The sequence below is a fragment of the Nocardiopsis mangrovi genome, assembly GCF_042653925.1.
GTDB lineage: Bacteria > Actinomycetota > Actinomycetes > Streptosporangiales > Streptosporangiaceae > Nocardiopsis_B > Nocardiopsis_B mangrovi.
The window spans coordinates 84,084-100,598 of record NZ_JBHSFQ010000026.1 but is presented as its reverse complement, the minus strand read 5'-3'; the positions used below and the strand labels follow the sequence as shown (position 1 = coordinate 100,598).

Sequence of the window (16,515 nt, the reverse complement as noted above, 5' to 3'; positions counted from 1 at the left end):
GCCCTGCCCCATCGTGTGCGACAAGGGGTTCGCCGGGGCCGGGATCGAGAGGGCCGCGGCTGCCCTGGGCCACGTGCTCATCCGCCCGGCCCGCCGCGACGAGGACGGCTCCGGCGCCTTCCCGGGCCGGCTGCGCCAGCGCATCGAGGCGGTCATCTGGACGCTGAAGAACCAGCTCGGCCTCGAACGCCACGCCGCACGCACCCAGGAAGGACTCTGGGCGCGCACCTGCCAGCGCATCCTCGCCCTCAACGCCGCGATCTGGCACAACTGGCTCATCGACGCACCCGTCAAGCGCTCACTCGTGGCCTACGACCACTGAGCAGCACACACCAACCCCCATCAACGATCTAGCCGACACCCTTCACAGAGAGTCGGGAACACATGGGGAACACGGCGCCCACGGAGTCCGCCGGCGACGACGCGGTGGCGTTCGCCCGGGTCGGCGACGGCTTGGTCGAGGACGTCGTCACCGGCTCCGGAGGGGAGCCGGCCGCCTTGTCCGCATCCGCGGCGTCCGAGGGGACCGCACGCCTGTTCGAGGTGCCGGGGAACGCGCGGCGCCTGATCACTGCGATCAAGGAGCTGGAGGCCGGCCGCGGGGTGGAGAGAGCGCTCATCGAGTGACGCCGCCCCGCGCGCGGTTCCCGTCGGCGCCGATACGGACGGCGCGCGCAGGGGGAGCGGCGCCGCGGTGTCCCGGTGCCGCCGGCCGGGCAAGTGGCTGGGCGGGGGCGGGCGCGGCGCCGCGGGGCCGGCCGGTCAGGCCGCGGTGCGGATGTAAGTGGGGCGATGCGGGGCGATCACGCCGCCGTCGGGGAGGAGTTCACCGGTGTCTTCAAAGACCACGACGCCGTTGCACAAAAGGCTCCAGCCCTGCTCAGGGTGGCTGGCGACCACCCTGGCGGCCTCATGGTCGGGGTCGCCTGATGTCGGACAGGGGGGTTGGTGCTGGCACATGCCGTGCCTCCGGTTCGATCGTCGGTTGTCGGTCGGTGTTCGGTCGGCCGTGGGGTGCCGTTCGTACTCTAGTGCGTGCGTGTCGGCGGTCACACCGTTTCACATTTTCCCGGATTTCGACGCGGGACGTCAGTGCCGCGGCCCACTTCGGACGCCGATCGGCCGGGTCCGGCCGCGGATCGAACCGGCGCGGCCCGGCGCGCGTCAAAGGCCCCTGAGCACGTCCCGCGAGAGGCGGTCCGCGCGGCGGATCGGCTCGGGCAGCCGGTAGCTCGGGGCGAGCCGGAGCACCAGCCCGGTGGCGCCGTCCAGATCGATGCGGTGCCCCACCGAAACGTACACCGGTTTGACGCCGTCGCGGGTCCGCAACGCGCGCCCCACCACATCACCGCCGTCCACGAGCGGCGACCACGACCCGCGCCGCTCGCCGGGCGGCTCGGCCGACCCCACGAACGGCGACTTGCCGACCCCCAGCGCCGGACGGTCCAGCAGCACCCCCAGGTGGCAGGCGAGCCCGAAACGACGCGGATGGGCCAGGCCGAACCCGTCGCAGACGAACACGTCGGGCGCGGTGCGCAGCCGCCCGATCGCGTCCAGCAGCGGCGGCACCTCCCGGAAGGCGAACAGCCCCGGCACATAGGGGAACGCCGGCCGGGCGACCGCGGTGGCCGACTCCACGACCTCCAGCGTCCCGGCGTCCAGTACCACGGCGGCGGCGACCAGGCGGTCGTCGCCCGGCGCGTAGGTGACGTCCAGCCCGGCGACCAGCCCCACCCGGTCGGGGTCGAGCGGATCGGTCCGCACCAGCGGGGCCAGCCGCGCCTGCTCGGCCCGCGCCTCCTCGGCGCCGGCGGGCGGGGGACCGGCGGCGGGGACGAGGGGGCGGGCGGGCATGGGGGCTCCTGAACATCGGTCGCACGTGGCCGCAGGCGGCCACGGAGTCTCGGGGAAACGGCGGCGGAGCCGCAGGCGCGCTGCCTAGTATGGCGGTGGTGGGCGACGGCAGCCGTCCGGTCGCCGCCGGGTTCGCCCGTGCCGCCCGCGCACGGGCACGGGCGGGGGAAGGGCCGTGCGTCGGACCTTCCGCGGCCCGTACCACCGGCTCGCTCGGCCCCGCCCCCGCGAGCGCCACTGTCCACCCGCACCCTCGGCCGGGCACGCGAAGTCCGGTCGTCGGCCGCTACCGCGGCGCGGACCCGGTCCCGCGTGCCGCGCACGCGGCGCGGGTGACACGGCCCGGACGGGCCGGGCCGATACGGCCGCTCCGCCCCGCACAGGGCCGGCGGATCCGGTGGCCGTGCTCAGTGGCAGATGCGCCGCAGCCCCTCAATAGGCGCCGCGGCTTCTTCGTGCAGCCGGTCTGCTCCGGCGGCCGGACCCGGCGAGCCCGCCGCGCTGGAACGCTCGCACGAGCTCCCCGCCCAGGTTGACCCCGGCGCCCAGGGCGAGCCCGATCGCCACGGCCTCGGCCACGCTGAGCAGGCCGTCCACCGGATGCCCGAGGGTGATCTCCAGCAGCCCGCGGTACAGGGTGCTGCCCGGCAGCAGCGGTGCGATCGCGGGGATCACATAGGGCAGCACGGGCCGCCGGCTGCGCATGGCCAGCCAGTGTCCCGCCATGCCGATCACCACCGCCCCCACAACGGTGCCCATGATCGGCGGGGTGTCCAGGGCGATGCGCACCCCCGCGTAGATGAGCCAGATCACCACGCCCAGGACGCCGATCGAGGGGAGCATGCGCGGCGGCACCGTCAGCGACACGGCGAACGCCATGGCGATCCCCGCCGCGCCCACCAGCACCGGGACGTCCACGGCCGTTCCGGCCGACGGCAGGTTGTCCAGCTCCATGTTGACGCCGAGCCGCACCGCCGTGTAAGCGACGGCGCCGACCCCCGAGACGATCGCGCCCAGGGTGAAGAAGGTCTCCAGCAACCGCGCCGAGGCCGAGACGAAACTGCCGCTGACCCCGTCCTGGAGGCTGGACACCAGCGGGCGCCCCGGCAGCAGCGCCATGATGTTGCCGGTGATGATCGCGCCCGCCTGCAACCCCAGGTCCATCTGCGCGCTCGCCCACAGCAGCGCCACCCCGATGGTGGAGGCGGTGACCGCCGCCGCGGCCATCTGGTAGAACTCCGCGACCCCGCGCCGGGCCAGCAGCGCCGACGCGCGGTCGCCCAGGACGGTCGCCAGGAACGCCGCGGCGGCGACGAGTAACTGGCCGCCGACCATGAGGCTGGCGCTGGAGGCGATGAGCCCGAACCCCGTGACGATCACCCAGTTGGGGTAGGGCGGGCGCGCCTGCTTGATGGCGCGCAGCCGCGCGATCGCGCCCTCCAGCTCCAGCATCCCCAGAGCGGCGTCCTGCACGAGCGTGTGCAGCTGGTTGACGCGGAAGTAGTCGAGGGTGCGCCGCCGCACGACGCGCTCGCCGGTGATGGGCGGGTGGTCGCCGCCGGGGTGGGTCGACAGGGTGATGGCGGTGAAGGTCACCGACACCTCCGAGCGCGGCAGCTCGAAGGCGACGGACAGGCTCAGCATGGCCTCGCTGACGACCTCGGTGGCCTCACCGCTGGCGAGCAGCAGCTCGCCGACGCGCAGGACCAGGTCGAGCGCGCGGGGGTCGGGCATTTCCACCGGGTCGTCGTCGAGGCCGTCGGCGTGCAGTTCCGACTCGCGGGCCGCCCGCCAGTCGCGGAGACGGCTCAGCAGGTTGTTCTCGTTCAACGGCGTCTGCTGGTGCGGATTCTCGGCCATCGGCGGCTTTCGATACCTCCTCGGACAAGGAGCACGGAGTCGGGGCACGGTCGCGCCCGGTGGCGGAGCCCCGGGTGGGACGCCCGGAATCCGCCAGCGGTTGGCGGCACCCCCACTTGCTCCCGGGTGAGGTCCGTCACCGACCATCGTCGCAGGTACAGCCTTTGATCAAGGTTACGGTCGGTAAGCGGGCAGCACACGGTTCAGAGTCGATCGCGTGCCGAATGCGGGCCGCCAGGCCCGCTCGGAGGGCGGTCGCGGAGGACCGGCGGGCGGCCCCCGCGGGGTGCGCGAACGGTCGCGGACCGCGACGGATCCGGGGGTCTGGGCGTGTGCGGCGGCCCGGCGGCGGCAGCGGCGCGCCCGTCCGCGGGGCGGGGCCGGCGGCGGGCGGGCACGCCGGTCGGACGCGTCGCTGACGGCGGTTGTGGCCGGACCCTAATCCGCCCGCGCGGATGCGGACCGGCCCCCGCCGCCGGCGCCGTCAGTCGTCGCCTTCGCCCGGCCGGACGATCCCGGCCTCGTAGGCGTGCACCACGGCCTGCACCCGGTCGCGCAGGCCCAGTTTGGTCAGGACGTTGCCGACGTGGGTCTTCACCGTGGTCTCGCTGACCACCAGGCGGCGCGCGATCTCGGCGTTGGACAGCCCGCGCGCCAGCAGCCGCAGCACCTCGCGCTCGCGTTCGGTCAGGTGCTCCAGGCGGGGTGCGGGCCGGGCGCGGGTGGAGGGGAGCTGGTGGGAGAAGCGGTCCAGCAGCCGCCGGGTCACCGACGGCGCGACGATCGCGTCGCCCTCGGCCACCACCCGGATCGCCGCCACCAGGTCGTCGGGCGGCACGTCCTTGAGCAGGAAGCCGCTGGCGCCGGCGCGCAGCGCCTCGACCACGTACTCGTCGAGGTCGAACGTCGTCAGCACGAGCACCCGCACCTGCTGCCCGGCCCCGGCCGCCCAGGCGAGGATCTCCCGGGTGGCCTCGATGCCGTCCTTGCCGGGCATGCGGATGTCCATGAGCACGACGTCGGGCAGCAGCCGCTTGGCGCCGGCGACGGCTTCGCGGCCGTCGGCGGCCTCGCCGATGACCGACACCTCGGGCTCCGATTCCAGGATCAGCCGGAACCCGGTTCGCAGGAGGGGCTGGTCGTCGACCAGCAGGACACTGATGGGCATGCCCCGATTCTTCCCGATCGCGGGCACCGGCCGCGCCGCCGGACCGGTCACCGGTCCGGAAGCGGCCCGCACCCGGGGCCGCGGTCCGCCCCGGAAGCGGCCTCCACCGGGAGCCGCGCGCCGACCCGGAAGCCGCCCCCTTCGCGGGCGCCGGTGCGCAGCTCGCCGCCGAACAGGGCGACGCGTTCGCGCATCCCCAGCAGCCCGTGGCCGGGTTCGTCGGACGGGACCGCCGGGCCCCCGGGGGCCCGGCCCCCGGAACCGTCGTCCTCCACGGTCAGTTCGACGTCGCGGGCGCCGAAGGTCAGGGCGACCGTCGCGCGGGCCCCCTCGCCCGCGTGCTTGAGGACGTTGGTCAGCGACTCCTGGGCGACCCGGTAGAGGGTGAGGTCGAGCCCGGGGGGCAGGGCGACCGGCTCGCCCGAGACCCGCAGCTCCACCCGCACCCCCGCCTCGCCCATCTGGTGCGCCAGGTCCGACAGCCCGGCCACCCCCGGCTGCGGCCCGAGGTCGGCACCGGCCGACTCCGGCACGCGCAGCACGCCGACGATCCGCCGCATCTCCGCCAGCGCCTGGCGGCCCGTCCCCTCGATCTCGGCCAGGGTCTGGCGGGCGCGCTCGGGCGAGCGGTCGATCACCCGGCGGCCGGCGGTGGCCTGGACCGTCATCACGCTCACGTGGTGGGCGACGACGTCGTGCAGCTCGCGGGCGATGCGCGCGCGCTCTTCGACCAGCGCGGCGCGGGCGTAGGCGTCGCGCGCCCGTTCCAGCCGCTCCGCGCGGGCCCGCAGCTCGGCGACGTGGAACGCGCGCATCCGGACCAGCCGCCCGAGCCACCACGACCCCACCATCCAGCTCAGGAGGAAGACGAGGTCGATCCAGGGGAACGCGACGGGGCCCAGGGTCGGAACGGGGGAGGCCAGGGTGGTCGCGGCGTTCACCGCCACCGCCGCCCCCAACCCGACCGCGGACCTGGCCAGGGTGAGGTAGCGCCCCACCGAATAGGCCGCCACCGCGATCCCCACCGAGACCGTGCCCCACACGAACGCGTGCATGTGTTCGAAGACGAAGGCGCTCACCATGAGCACCGCCAGCGTGGTGAACGGCAGGTACCGGCGCGCCGCCAGCACCAGCGCCAGCAGCGCCCCGCCGATGTGGCCGGCGGCGGCGTCGCCGAACACCGACCCCGTCTCGGCGGCCACCACCGAGACCAGGGCGGAGTTGCAGGCGGCCAGCACCACCACGATCAGGGCGTCGGTCAGCCACGCCCACCGGACGGACGCGAACCGCCCGGGCGCGGGCGGCACGTGGGTCCCCGCGCCCTCGGGCCCTGCCGGGCCGCCCGCGCGTTCGGCTGGTGTGGTGGTCACATGCCAACGCTAGATCGTCCGGTTCCCCGGCCCGACCTTCCCCGGGGGGATCTCGACTCCTACGTCAGGAGGAGTCCGCCCGGGCGCGGTCAGCGCCCGGGCAGGGGCGGCGGGGTCCCGCCGAACTCCGGGCAGACCGCCTGGTGCTCGCACCATCCGCACAGCTTGCTGCGCTTGGCCGGCCACTCGCCGGAGCGCGCCGTGGCCTCGATGTCGCGCCAGATCCCCAGGATCTCCGACTCGGCGGCCAGCAGCTCGGCCTCGGTGGGCTCGTACCAGCGCACCGAGCCGTCGCCCAGGTACAGCAGCTGCAGGCGGGTCGGCACCTCGCCCAGCTCCCGCCAGAGCATCACCGCGTAGAAGAAGATCTGGAACTTCGCCTTGTCCTCGTAGCGCGGGTGCGGCGACTTGCCGGTCTTGTAGTCGACCACGCGGATCTGCCCGGTGGGGGCGACGTCGAGCCGGTCGACGTAGCCGCGCAGCAGCAGCCCGGATTCCAGCGTCACCTCCAGGCGCATCTCGCGCTCGCGCGGCTCCAGCCGCTGCGGCTGCTCCAGTTCGAAGTAGCGCGACAGCAGCGTGCGCGCCTCCTCCAGCCAGGCCGTCAGCGCCTTCTCGTCGGCGAACAGCTCGGCGGTCTCGGGCCGGCGCTCGCGCAGCCGGTCCCACTGCGGTTCCAGCAGCGACAGGGCGGTGCGCGGGGTGCGGGACTCGGCCGGCAGCTCGTAGAGCCGCTCCAGGACGGCGTGCACCAGCGTGCCGCGCAGCGCGGCGGCGCTGGGCTTCTCGGGCAGCCGGTCGATCACCCGGAAGCGGTACAGCAGCGGGCACTGGAGGAAGTCGGAGGCCCGCGACGGCGACAGCGAAGGGACCAGGGGGGCGGTGCGCGGGGAGGTCATGTTCCCACACTATGACGGCACGCCCCGGAGTCGTGCCCCGCTGCGACCACGTAACCTTGCACTGTGACCGACGACGGCAGCACGCCCCCGCAGCAGCCCGCCCGAGAGCGAGACCGAGCCGCCGGAGGGCGCAGGCCCGGGCTGCTCATGGGGCGCCCGTTCGGCATCCCCATCTACGTCACCCCCTCCTGGCTGATCATCGCGGTGATCATCACCGTGCTCTACCAGCCGGTCGTCGACCGCACCCTGCACCTGGGCGCGTCCTCCTACCTGGTCGCGTTCGCCTTCGCGGTGCTGCTCTACGCATCCGTTCTGATCCACGAACTGGCCCACTCGGTGGTCGCCCGCATGTACGGGCTCCCGGTCCGCCGGATCACCCTCTACATGCTCGGCGGGGTCTCCGAGATCGAACGCGAGGCGCCCACCCCCGGCCGCGAGTTCTGGATCGCCTTCTCGGGTCCGCTGCTGTCCCTGGTGCTGGCGGGCCTCGGCTTCGTGGCCTACCTGTTCGTCGATCCGCTCACCATCGCCGGGGTGCTCATCTGGCAGCTGTGGGCGGCCAACCTCGTGGTGGGCGTGTTCAACCTGCTTCCGGGGCTCCCCCTCGACGGCGGCCGCCTCGTGCGCGCCGCGGTGTGGAAGCTGACCCGCCGCCCCGGGGCGGGAACGGTCGTGGCGGCGTGGGGCGGCCGGCTGCTGGCCGCCGCGGTGGTCCTGCTGCCGGTGGTCTACGCCTGGTCGCTGGGGCTGACCCCGAGCCTGTTCGCCGTGCTGTGGGGCGTGCTGCTCGGCTCGTTCATCTGGATGGGCGCCGGGTCGGCGCTGCGCGCGGCCCGCATCCGCGAGCGCATCCCCGGGCTGCGCGCACGCTCCCTGGCCCGCGCCGCGGTCACGGTGCCGGCCGACACCTCGGTGGCCGAGGCCGACCGGCGCATGGGCGACGCGGGCGCGCGGGCGGTGGTCATCGCCGACTCCGCGGGCACCCCGGTGTCCATCGTCAGCGACACCGCGGCCCGCGCCGTTCCGGAGCACCGCCGCCCCTGGGTGCCGGTGACCAGCGTGGCCCGCGCGATCACCGCCGGGGCCGTGGTCCCGGCCGACCTCGACGGCGAGGAGCTGCTCGACGCGCTGCGCAGCCACCCCGTGGCGGAGTACCTGGTGGTCGAGCCGGACGGGTCGGTGCTCGGGGTGTTGCGCACCGCCGACGTCAACGACGCCTTCGCCGGGGTCTGACCCCGGCCGCGCTCCCCGTTCTCAGCGCGTGGCGCCCTCGGGCCAGACCACGCTGACGGGCCGGTGGCGGGCGCGCGCGTAGCCCACGATGTCGGCGGTTCCGCCGTGGCCGCGCGCCGGCCGGCCGTCCCACACGGCCACCAGCTCGTCGCAGTGGTCCACCAGGTGGCGCCCGGCGTCCATGTGCGCGGCGGGCGCGGACTCGCGGTGGGCGAGCCGGTGGATCCGCGCCGCCGACGCCATCAGGGCGTCGTAGGCCGGCCGGTGCTCGGCGGGCAGGGCGTCGCGGAACCCGGCGGCGGGAACGACCACCTCCAGATCCCCGCCGGCGTCCAGGACGGCCCGGGCGAAGACGGTGTCGGCGCCGTCGGCCAGGCAGGACAGGCCCGTGAGGGGGCCGTCCACGGCGGCGAGGCGGGCGCGCACGGCCGTGTCGACGGCGCGTTCCACATCGGCGCGGAGCTGTCGGTGTCCGGTGACCGCGATGCGCGGCATGGCGCTGCTCCTTCGTCACAGGGGGCGGGTCGGGGGAGTGGGGTACGGCGGGGAGCCCCCGATGGAGCGGGGGCGGGGCCCGTCCCGCGCGCGGGACGGGGTGCGGTCGGAGCCGGGACGGCTAGGTCACCAGCCCGGACGCGAGTTCCTCGTCCAGCTCGGATATACACCGCGCGCCCGGTCCCCGGTAGGCGCGGCGGAACCGGCGCACCCGGGCCACCACCCGTTCGGAGCCGAGCCGCCGCCCGGTGCGCAGCGCCTCGGCCGCCAGCAGGAACGCCTCGTCGACGTCGCCGGCGTCGGCGTGCGCCGCGGCCAGCTCCGCCATGAGCAGCGCCCCCTGCTTGGCGCCGGGCCGCGCACCGGCCAGCGCGACGGCGAAGGCGGCGCGCGCCTCGCCCGGGCGGTGCCGCCGGACCGCCACCAGCGCGCGGCACCCGGCGACCTTGGCGTGGTCGAAGGGGAACACCCACGGCCAGGGCGGATCGGTGTTGTCGACCAGGCCCACCTGCTGCTCGGCGAAGCGGAGCTCCGCGACGGCCGCGACCGATCCGCCGAGCTCCGCGTGGGCCATGGCCCGCACGCAGGCCAGCCAGGCCGCCGCGGTGGGGTGGGGCGACGGGCCCAGCCGCCGCCCGGCCTCGCCGGCCAGGGCCAGGCCCAGAGCGGGGTCGTCGGCGTCGGTCTCGAAGGAGGCCAGGCTGCCGAGCATGTAGACGTTGAGCAGGCGGTCGCCGGCCTCGCGCGCCCGCCGTACGGCGGTGCCGTAGTGCGCGCGCGCCGACCCGTGGTCGCCCATATCGGCGTGCAGCCACGCCGCGAAACCGGCCGCCTCGGCGGCGGCGCCGGCGATGTCGGGCGCCAACGGCGTGTGCCTGGCCCGTTCCAGGGTCCGCGCTGTAAGGTCCACGTGGGCCACGGCCCCTTGGGCGAGGTCGCGCGCCGGCGACGACGCGTCGAGCCGGCGCTGCCCGCCGGTGATGGCGCGCAGGGCCGGCGCCGTGGTGTCGTCCAGGTCGCCCCCCGGTGGTGCCGCGGGCAGCGGTAGCGCCGCCGCGGCCATGACCTTGCCGAAATCCCTGCGTCGCGTGGGATCCGCCCCCTTCCCCGGAACCGCGGGGCTCGCGAACCGGAGGAGGTGGACCGGGATGCCGAGTCGGCCCGTGAGGTCGCGTACCTGCTCGATGGTGAGCGACTGCTGGCGGTTGACCACCCGCGACACCCAGCTCTGCGAGTACCCCACCGTGAGCGCGAGATCCCCCTGCGACCAACCGCGGGCGACCCTGATCCCCTCGACGATCGCCGCCATGTCGCATGTGGCCAATGCGCCCGCCATTGTGGGCCGCGACCAAAACTCCGGCGGCAGAGCGCCGTCTCGTTCGGGCATGAGCCTAGGTTAGGGTTGCCACCTGGATTTAGTGGCTATGTGTGAAAGAAATGATGCTATGCGTAATGCGCATGGGAGGCCCTTGGCGGGCCGTCCGAGATGCACAGTCAAGGGACCAAAGTCCCCGTGGTCCTGCGAATTCCCCGTATGAGTCAGGAGTACCGATGACCGTCGAGACCCCACCGTCCGGCACTCCCAGCCTGGCCGGATCCGGCCGCCGCCTTGACAGTTCCGGGCTCGACGCAGCCTGGTTGAGCGCGCTCACCGACCTCACCGCCGAATTGCGCTCCTGCGGCCTGGAAGCGCGCATGGACGGCGCCATCGGCGCCGTCGACGCGATCGCCTACGGCCCCGCGCGCCGCATCCAGCGCGCGGTGCTGCGCCCGCACCGCGGCCGCCTGTGGTGGTGGCTGCGCTGGAGCAACGACCCCACGACCACGGCGCCGCACGCGGCGCCGCTCACCCCCGCCGGCGACACCGCCGACGCCGCACGGCGCATCGTGCGCGTGCTCGGGCCGCGGCGGGGCCGGTGAGCCGCCCCCGGGGACTCCCGTCCCCGGGCGCCCGGCCCACCGCCTAGCCGTCCCCGCCGTGCCGGGCTCAGCCGCCGAACCGCTCGGCCGCCAGGACGGCGGCCCCCACGATCCCCGCGGTGTTGCGCAGCTGGGCCGCCACGATCGGCGCGTTCAGATCGAGCAGGGGCAGGAATTTGTCGGCCTTGCGGCTGACCCCGCCGCCCACCACGATCAGGTCGGGCGACAGCAGCATCTCCACCACGGAGTAATAGCGCTGCAATCGCTCGCGCGCCCATTTCTCATATGAGAGATCCTCGCGCTCCTTTGCACTGGAGGCGGCCCGGGTCTCGGCGTCGTGCCCGTCGATCTCCAGGTGCCCGAACTCGGTGTTGGGCACCAGGCGGCCGTCGACGAGCAGAGCGGTGCCGATCCCCGTGCCCAGCGTCGTCAGCAGCACCACGCCCGACGCGTCCTTGGCGGCCCCGTAGCGGTCCTCGGCCACCGCCGCGGCGTCGGCGTCGTTGACCACGTACACCCGCCGGCCCGTCTCCCCGGCCAGCAGCTCCTCGACATCGGTGCCGACCCAGGACGGGTCGACGTTGGCGGCGCTGCGCGCCACACCGTGCTGGATGACCGCGGGGAACGTGACCCCCAGCGGGGTCGTCGACGCGACGTGCTCGGGAAACGCCGAGGCGATCTCGGCGACCACCTTCGCCACCGCCTCGGGTGTGGAGGGGCTCGGCGTCGCGATCTTCAGCCGGTCGACGATGAACTCCCCGGTCGCGAGGTCGACCGGTGCCCCCTTGATCCCGCTCCCGCCGATGTCGATCCCCAGCCCGACCTTTGGCGCCTCGTCCGCCATCGTCCATCCGCCCTTCTCGCAAGCCCTGAGGGGCGGTCCGCGCCGCCCCACCCGATTCTCCCTGCTTCCGCGGGCCGCGCTCACCTTCCGGGCCCACTTCGCCGTTCCCGCTTCGCCGGCCCGTCCCAAGGGCCCGCGCCGGCACCGCCCGCCGCCCGCCCTCCACCGGATCCGCGGGCCGCGGGGGGCCGGGCGGGATCCGCCGATTACGCCGTGGCCGACCGGGGCGGATACCCTGGGCGACTGCCCCGACCCGACGATCCAGAACCGAGAGACGAGCACCAGTGACCGGCATCCACGGCCGCCGCGGACCCTTCGACGACGGCGACATCGTGCAGCTGACCGACCCCAAGGGCCGGATGCACACCATCACCCTGCGCGCCGGCACGGCGTTCCACACCCACCGCGGCCGGCTCGACCACGACGACCTGATCGGCCGGCCCGAGGGCAGCGTGGTGCGCGCGACCTCGGGCACCTCCTACGTCGCGCTGCGGCCCCTGCTGGCCGACTACACGCTGTCGATGAAGCGCGGGGCCACGATCGTCTACCCCAAGGACGCGGGGCAGATCGTCGCGGAGGCCGACATCTTCCCCGGTGCGCGGGTGATCGAGGCCGGCGTCGGCTCGGGCGCGCTGACGTGCTGGCTGCTGCGCGCGGTGGGCGAGGAGGGGCGGGTCTCCTCCTACGAGCGCCGCCCCGACTTCGCCGACATCGCACGGGGCAACGTCGAGCGCTTCTTCGGGCGCGAGCACCCGGCGTGGCGGCTGACCGTGGGCGACCTCGTGGAGAGCATCGACGACGCCGACTCCGGCGCCGACCGGGTCATCCTCGACATGCTCGCCCCCTGGGAGTGCATCGACGCCGTCGCCAAGGCCCTGGTGCCCGGCGGGCTGATCTGCGCCTACGTCGCCACCACGACCCAGGTCTCGCGGGTCGTCGAGGGGCTGCGCGAGCACGGCTCGTTCTACGAGCCGCGCGCCTGGGAGACGATGGTCCGCACCTGGCACGTCGAGGGCCTGGCCGTCCGCCCCGACCACCGCATGATCGGCCACACCGGGTTCCTGGTCACCGCGCGCCGCCTCGCCGACGGCGCCGACGCCCCCGAGCGCCGCCGCCGCCCGTCCAAGGGCGCCTACGGCGAGGACTGGAAGAAGTCCCAGGAGGCCCGCGGGGGTGCCGCGCCGGCGTCGGAGGACGGCGGGGAATCCGCGACACGCGCGTGAGAATTCGTTACTTTCTCATTACGCGGGGCCGTCTTCTACCAGGGTGGCGGGCGTATACACAAGATCGAAAAGTGAGTCCTTCGACACTGGCCGTGCTCGGGAGGTTAGGAATAGTCCATGGGTAGGTAGGCTCCCGAGTAGTCGTCCTCTTATAGGGAGGTGGCGGACGTGGCCGATCGCGACGACGAGCGTCAGACGGAGCGCGACCGTGAGGTTGCGGAACTCACCGCTCAAGTCTCCTATCTGGAAAAGGAACTCAGCGTAGTCCGGCGCAAGCTCGCCGATTCCCCCCGCCATGTGCGGCTGCTCGAAGACCGGCTCCGTGAGGCTCAGGCCAACCTGGCCGCGGCCAACGGCCAGAACGAGCGCATCGTGGCGACCCTGAAGGAAGCCCGCGACCAGATCGTGGCGCTGAAGGAGGAGGTCGACCGGCTCGCGCAGCCGCCGTCCGGCTTCGGCGTCTTCCTCGAGGCGCGCGACGACGAGACCGTCGAGATCTTCACCAACGGGCGCAAGATGCGCGTGAACGTCAGCCCCTCGGTCGACATCGAGGGCCTGCGCCCCGGCCAGGAGGTCATGCTCAACGAGGCCTTCAACGTCGTCGAGGCGCAGTCCTTCGAGACCGTCGGCGAGGTCGTCATGCTCAAGGAGTTCCTCGAGGGCGGCGACCGCGCCCTGGTGATCTCCAACCACGACGAAGAGAAGATCGTCCGCATCGCCGAGCCGCTGCGGGACCAGCCCGTGCGCGCGGGCGACTCCCTGCTGCTGGAGCCGCGGTCGGGGTACGTCTACGAGCGCATCCCCAAGTCCGAGGTCGAGGAGCTGATCCTCGAAGAGGTCCCCGATATCGCCTACACCGACATCGGCGGCCTCAGCGGGCAGATCGAGCTGATCCGCGACGCGGTCGAGCTCCCCTACCTGCACAAGGACCTGTTCTACGAGCACCGGCTGCGCCCGCCCAAGGGCATCCTCCTCTACGGTCCCCCCGGATGCGGCAAGACCCTCATCGCCAAGGCGGTCGCCAACTCGCTGGCCAAGCAGGTCGCCGAGAAGACCGGCCACGACGTCGGCAAGAGCTTCTTCCTCAACATCAAGGGCCCCGAGCTCCTCAACAAGTACGTCGGCGAGACCGAGCGGCACATCCGCCTGGTCTTCCAGCGCGCACGGGAGAAGGCCGACGAAGGCACCCCGGTCATCGTCTTCTTCGACGAGATGGACTCCATCTTCCGCACCCGCGGGTCCGGGGTCTCCAGCGACGTCGAGAACACCATCGTCCCCCAGCTCCTCAGCGAGATCGACGGTGTCGAGGGCCTGGAGAACGTCATCGTCATCGGCGCGTCCAACCGCGAGGACATGATCGACCCGGCGATCCTGCGCCCCGGACGGCTCGACGTCAAGATCAAGATCGAGCGCCCCGACGCCGAGGCCGCCCGCGACATCTTCTCCAAGTACATCACCGCCGACCTCCCCCTGCACGACGACGACCTCGCCGAGCACGGCGGCTCCGCGCGGGCCACCGTCGACGCCATGATCCAGCGGGTCGTGGAGCGGATGTACACCGAGACCGAGGAGAACCGCTTCCTGGAGGTCACCTACGCCAACGGCGACAAGGAGGTCCTGTACTTCAAGGACTTCAACTCCGGGGCGATGATCCAGAACATCGTCGACCGCGCCAAGAAGATGGCCATCAAGGACTTCATCGACCACAAGTCCCGCGGCATCCGGGTGTCCCACCTCATGCAGGCCTGCGTCGACGAGTTCAGCGAGAACGAGGACCTGCCCAACACCACCAACCCCGACGACTGGGCGCGCATCTCCGGCAAGAAGGGCGAGCGCATCGTCTACATCCGGACCCTGGTGTCGGGCAAGAAGGGCGCCGACTCCGGCCGGTCCATCGACACCGTGGCCAACACCGGGCAGTACCTGTAGCAACACGGTCTGACGGGGCCCGCCGGAACGCCGGCGGGCCCTTTCCGTTCGGCCGTTCGCGGTCCCCGCGGCCCCGGGGCGCGGCGCGCCGTATCGGGTGCGACACGCCGCACCCGCGGTGGCTGTTGGGCCACAATTGGCGACCGTGCGTTCAAGACGGCGCGGTGGTGGATAACCTTCCACCATGAGTGTGCGGCGGATTATGGGCGTCGAGACCGAGTACGGCATCTCCGTTCCCGGCAACCCCGGTGCCAACGCGATGGTGACCTCCACACAGGTGGTCAACGCCTATCTGGCGGCCTCGGCCGCCAGGGCCCGCAAGGCCAGATGGGATTTCGAGGAGGAGAACCCCCTTCGGGACGCGCGCGGGTTCGACCTTGCCCGCGAGGTCGCCGACCCCACCCAGCTCACCGATGAGGACCTCGGGCTGGCCAACGTCATCCTGACCAACGGAGCCCGGCTCTACGTCGACCACGCCCACCCCGAGTACTCCGCCCCCGAGGTCACCAACCCGCTCGACGCCGTCCTGTGGGACAAGGCCGGCGAGCACGTCATGGCCGACGCCGCGCGGCGCGCCTCCGCGATCCCCGGTGTGGAGCCCATCCAGCTCTACAAGAACAACACCGACAACAAGGGCGCCTCCTACGGCTGCCACGAGAACTACCTGATGCGCCGCTCGACCCCCTTCGGCGACATCGTGCGGCACCTGATCCCGTTCTTCGTCTCCCGCCAGGTCATGTGCGGCGCGGGCCGGGTCGGCATCGGCGCCGACGGCCGCGACACCGGGTTCCAGATCAGCCAGCGCGCCGACTTCTTCGAGGTCGAGGTCGGCCTGGAGACCACGCTCAAGCGGCCCATCATCAACACCCGGGACGAGCCGCACGCCGACCCCGACAAGTACCGCCGGCTGCACGTCATCATCGGCGACGCCAACATGAGCGAGGTCTCCACCTACCTCAAGCTCGGCACCACCGCCCTCGTGCTCTCCATGATCGAGGACGGCTTCATCGGGGTCGACCTCTCCCTGGAGACACCCGTCGCCGACCTCCGGGCGTTCTCCCACGACCCCGGCCTGTCCCACACCGCGCGGCTGCGCGACGGCCGGCGCATGACCGCCCTGCAGATCCAGCGCGAATACCTGGAGCAGGCGCGCAAGTACGTCCAGGACCGGTTCGGCACCGACGTCGACCCCGACACCGCCGACGTGCTCGACCGCTGGGAGTCCACGCTCGACCGGCTCGCCGACGACCCCATGCAGCTGGCCGAGGAACTCGACTGGGTCGCCAAGCTCAAGCTCCTGGAGGGCTACCGCACCCGCGACGGCCTCGACTGGGGCCACCACCGGCTCCAGCTGGTGGACCTCCAGTACTCCGACGTCCGCCCGGAGAAGGGCCTGTACAACCGGCTGGTGGCGCGCGGCCGGATGAAGCGGCTGCTCGACGACGCCGACGTGGAGCGCTCGATCACCGAGCCGCCCCACGACACCCGCGCCTACTTCCGCGGCCGCTGCCTGGCCAAGTACGCCGATTCGGTGGCCGCCGCGTCATGGGACTCCGTGATCTTCGACCTGCCGGGCTACGACTCGCTCCAGCGCGTGCCCACGCTCGAACCGCTGCGCGGTACCCGGGAGCACGTGGGGGCCCTGCTGGACCGGGCGGCCACGGCGGCCGACCTCGTGGCCGTGCTCACCGGCGGCCGCCGCTGAGCCGGCGCGGCCCCG

Annotated in this window: 15 protein-coding genes and 1 pseudogene; 7 read left to right on the top strand and 9 right to left on the bottom strand. The window is 73.2% G+C overall.

Features of this window, described 5'->3' with window-relative positions; translation table 11 throughout:
* Positions 1-322, top strand: a pseudogene (locus ACFO4E_RS22570) (IS982 family transposase); the annotation flags it as partial.
* A gap of 62 nt (positions 323-384) precedes the next feature.
* Positions 385-627: a type II toxin-antitoxin system Phd/YefM family antitoxin gene (locus tag ACFO4E_RS22565; protein ID WP_378577949.1), complete on the top strand. Its 243-nt coding sequence runs from the start codon at positions 385-387 to the stop codon at positions 625-627.
* A gap of 135 nt (positions 628-762) precedes the next feature.
* On the opposite strand, the gene ACFO4E_RS22560 is transcribed toward ACFO4E_RS22565, so the two are convergent.
* The 6 genes from ACFO4E_RS22560 to ACFO4E_RS22535 form a co-directional block, all read right to left on the bottom strand.
* Positions 763-960, bottom strand: a complete 198-nt coding sequence (locus tag ACFO4E_RS22560) for a DUF5999 family protein (protein WP_378577961.1) — start codon at positions 958-960, stop codon at positions 763-765.
* A gap of 204 nt (positions 961-1,164) precedes the next feature.
* Positions 1,165-1,854, bottom strand: a complete 690-nt coding sequence (locus ACFO4E_RS22555; protein ID WP_378577947.1) for an endonuclease V — start codon at positions 1,852-1,854, stop codon at positions 1,165-1,167.
* 432 nt (positions 1,855-2,286) lie between these two features.
* Complete coding sequence (locus ACFO4E_RS22550) at positions 2,287-3,714, bottom strand: threonine/serine exporter family protein (RefSeq protein WP_378577945.1); 1,428 nt, start codon at positions 3,712-3,714, stop codon at positions 2,287-2,289.
* 484 nt (positions 3,715-4,198) lie between these two features.
* The gene (locus tag ACFO4E_RS22545) at positions 4,199-4,882 is read right to left on the bottom strand and encodes a response regulator (RefSeq protein ID WP_378577944.1); all 684 of its coding nucleotides are present in this window, start codon (positions 4,880-4,882) and stop codon (positions 4,199-4,201) included.
* Positions 4,883-4,929: 47 nt separating this feature from the next.
* Positions 4,930-6,252 (bottom strand): sensor histidine kinase, encoded by a 1,323-nt coding sequence (locus tag ACFO4E_RS22540; protein ID WP_378577942.1) that lies wholly within the window; start codon positions 6,250-6,252, stop codon positions 4,930-4,932.
* Between the two features lie 89 nt (positions 6,253-6,341).
* Positions 6,342-7,151, bottom strand: coding sequence for a RecB family exonuclease (locus ACFO4E_RS22535; protein WP_378577940.1), 810 nt, complete (start codon positions 7,149-7,151; stop codon positions 6,342-6,344).
* A gap of 63 nt (positions 7,152-7,214) precedes the next feature.
* Here ACFO4E_RS22535 and ACFO4E_RS22530 point away from each other — a divergent pair, with 63 nt between their 5' ends.
* A complete protein-coding gene (locus ACFO4E_RS22530; protein ID WP_378577938.1) occupies positions 7,215-8,384 on the top strand; it encodes a site-2 protease family protein in 1,170 nt (389 codons plus the stop codon).
* A 21-nt stretch (positions 8,385-8,405) separates the two neighbouring features.
* Here ACFO4E_RS22530 and ACFO4E_RS22525 read toward each other — a convergent pair whose 3' ends face one another.
* Positions 8,406-8,879 carry a hypothetical protein gene (locus ACFO4E_RS22525; RefSeq protein WP_378577937.1) on the bottom strand — a complete coding sequence of 158 codons (474 nt, stop codon included), beginning with the start codon at positions 8,877-8,879 and terminating at the stop codon, positions 8,406-8,408.
* A gap of 121 nt (positions 8,880-9,000) precedes the next feature.
* Positions 9,001-10,266: a helix-turn-helix domain-containing protein gene (locus tag ACFO4E_RS22520; protein WP_378577935.1), complete on the bottom strand. Its 1,266-nt coding sequence runs from the start codon at positions 10,264-10,266 to the stop codon at positions 9,001-9,003.
* 164 nt (positions 10,267-10,430) lie between these two features.
* On the opposite strand from ACFO4E_RS22520, the gene ACFO4E_RS22515 reads away from it, so the two are divergent.
* Positions 10,431-10,799, top strand: a complete 369-nt coding sequence (locus ACFO4E_RS22515; protein WP_378577933.1) for a hypothetical protein — start codon at positions 10,431-10,433, stop codon at positions 10,797-10,799.
* Positions 10,800-10,866: 67 nt separating this feature from the next.
* Here the strand turns inward: ACFO4E_RS22515 and ppgK are convergent, their stop codons facing one another.
* Positions 10,867-11,643 (bottom strand): polyphosphate--glucose phosphotransferase, encoded by a 777-nt coding sequence (gene ppgK, locus ACFO4E_RS22510; RefSeq protein ID WP_378577931.1) that lies wholly within the window; start codon positions 11,641-11,643, stop codon positions 10,867-10,869.
* Between the two features lie 284 nt (positions 11,644-11,927).
* Here ppgK and ACFO4E_RS22505 point away from each other — a divergent pair, with 284 nt between their 5' ends.
* The 3 genes from ACFO4E_RS22505 (at position 11,928) to dop (ending at position 16,500) form a co-directional block, all read left to right on the top strand.
* Positions 11,928-12,866, top strand: a complete 939-nt coding sequence (locus ACFO4E_RS22505; RefSeq protein ID WP_378577929.1) for a tRNA (adenine-N1)-methyltransferase — start codon at positions 11,928-11,930, stop codon at positions 12,864-12,866.
* Between the two features lie 159 nt (positions 12,867-13,025).
* Positions 13,026-14,795 (top strand): proteasome ATPase, encoded by a 1,770-nt coding sequence (arc, locus tag ACFO4E_RS22500; RefSeq protein WP_378577927.1) that lies wholly within the window; start codon positions 13,026-13,028, stop codon positions 14,793-14,795.
* 184 nt (positions 14,796-14,979) lie between these two features.
* Positions 14,980-16,500, top strand: a complete 1,521-nt coding sequence (gene dop, locus ACFO4E_RS22495) for a depupylase/deamidase Dop (protein ID WP_378577925.1) — start codon at positions 14,980-14,982, stop codon at positions 16,498-16,500.
* Positions 16,501-16,515 lie beyond the last annotated feature (15 nt).

Excerpts from the sequence above, each read along its gene's own strand:
- ACFO4E_RS22555 (WP_378577947.1), bottom strand. The coding sequence starts at position 1,854 with ATGCCCGCCCGCCCCCTCGTCCCCGCCGCCGGTCCCCCGCCCGCCGGC.
- dop (WP_378577925.1), top strand. The coding sequence starts at position 14,980 with ATGAGTGTGCGGCGGATTATGGGCGTCGAGACCGAGTACGGCATCTCC.
- ACFO4E_RS22545 (WP_378577944.1), bottom strand. The coding sequence starts at position 4,882 with ATGCCCATCAGTGTCCTGCTGGTCGACGACCAGCCCCTCCTGCGAACC.
- ppgK (WP_378577931.1), bottom strand. The coding sequence starts at position 11,643 with ATGGCGGACGAGGCGCCAAAGGTCGGGCTGGGGATCGACATCGGCGGG.
- ACFO4E_RS22515 (WP_378577933.1), top strand. The coding sequence starts at position 10,431 with ATGACCGTCGAGACCCCACCGTCCGGCACTCCCAGCCTGGCCGGATCC.
- ACFO4E_RS22520 (WP_378577935.1), bottom strand. The coding sequence starts at position 10,266 with ATGCCCGAACGAGACGGCGCTCTGCCGCCGGAGTTTTGGTCGCGGCCC.
- ACFO4E_RS22560 (WP_378577961.1), bottom strand. The coding sequence starts at position 960 with ATGTGCCAGCACCAACCCCCCTGTCCGACATCAGGCGACCCCGACCAT.
- ACFO4E_RS22525 (WP_378577937.1), bottom strand. The coding sequence starts at position 8,879 with ATGCCGCGCATCGCGGTCACCGGACACCGACAGCTCCGCGCCGATGTG.
- ACFO4E_RS22565 (WP_378577949.1), top strand. The coding sequence starts at position 385 with ATGGGGAACACGGCGCCCACGGAGTCCGCCGGCGACGACGCGGTGGCG.
- ACFO4E_RS22535 (WP_378577940.1), bottom strand. The coding sequence starts at position 7,151 with ATGACCTCCCCGCGCACCGCCCCCCTGGTCCCTTCGCTGTCGCCGTCG.
- ACFO4E_RS22550 (WP_378577945.1), bottom strand. The coding sequence starts at position 3,714 with ATGGCCGAGAATCCGCACCAGCAGACGCCGTTGAACGAGAACAACCTG.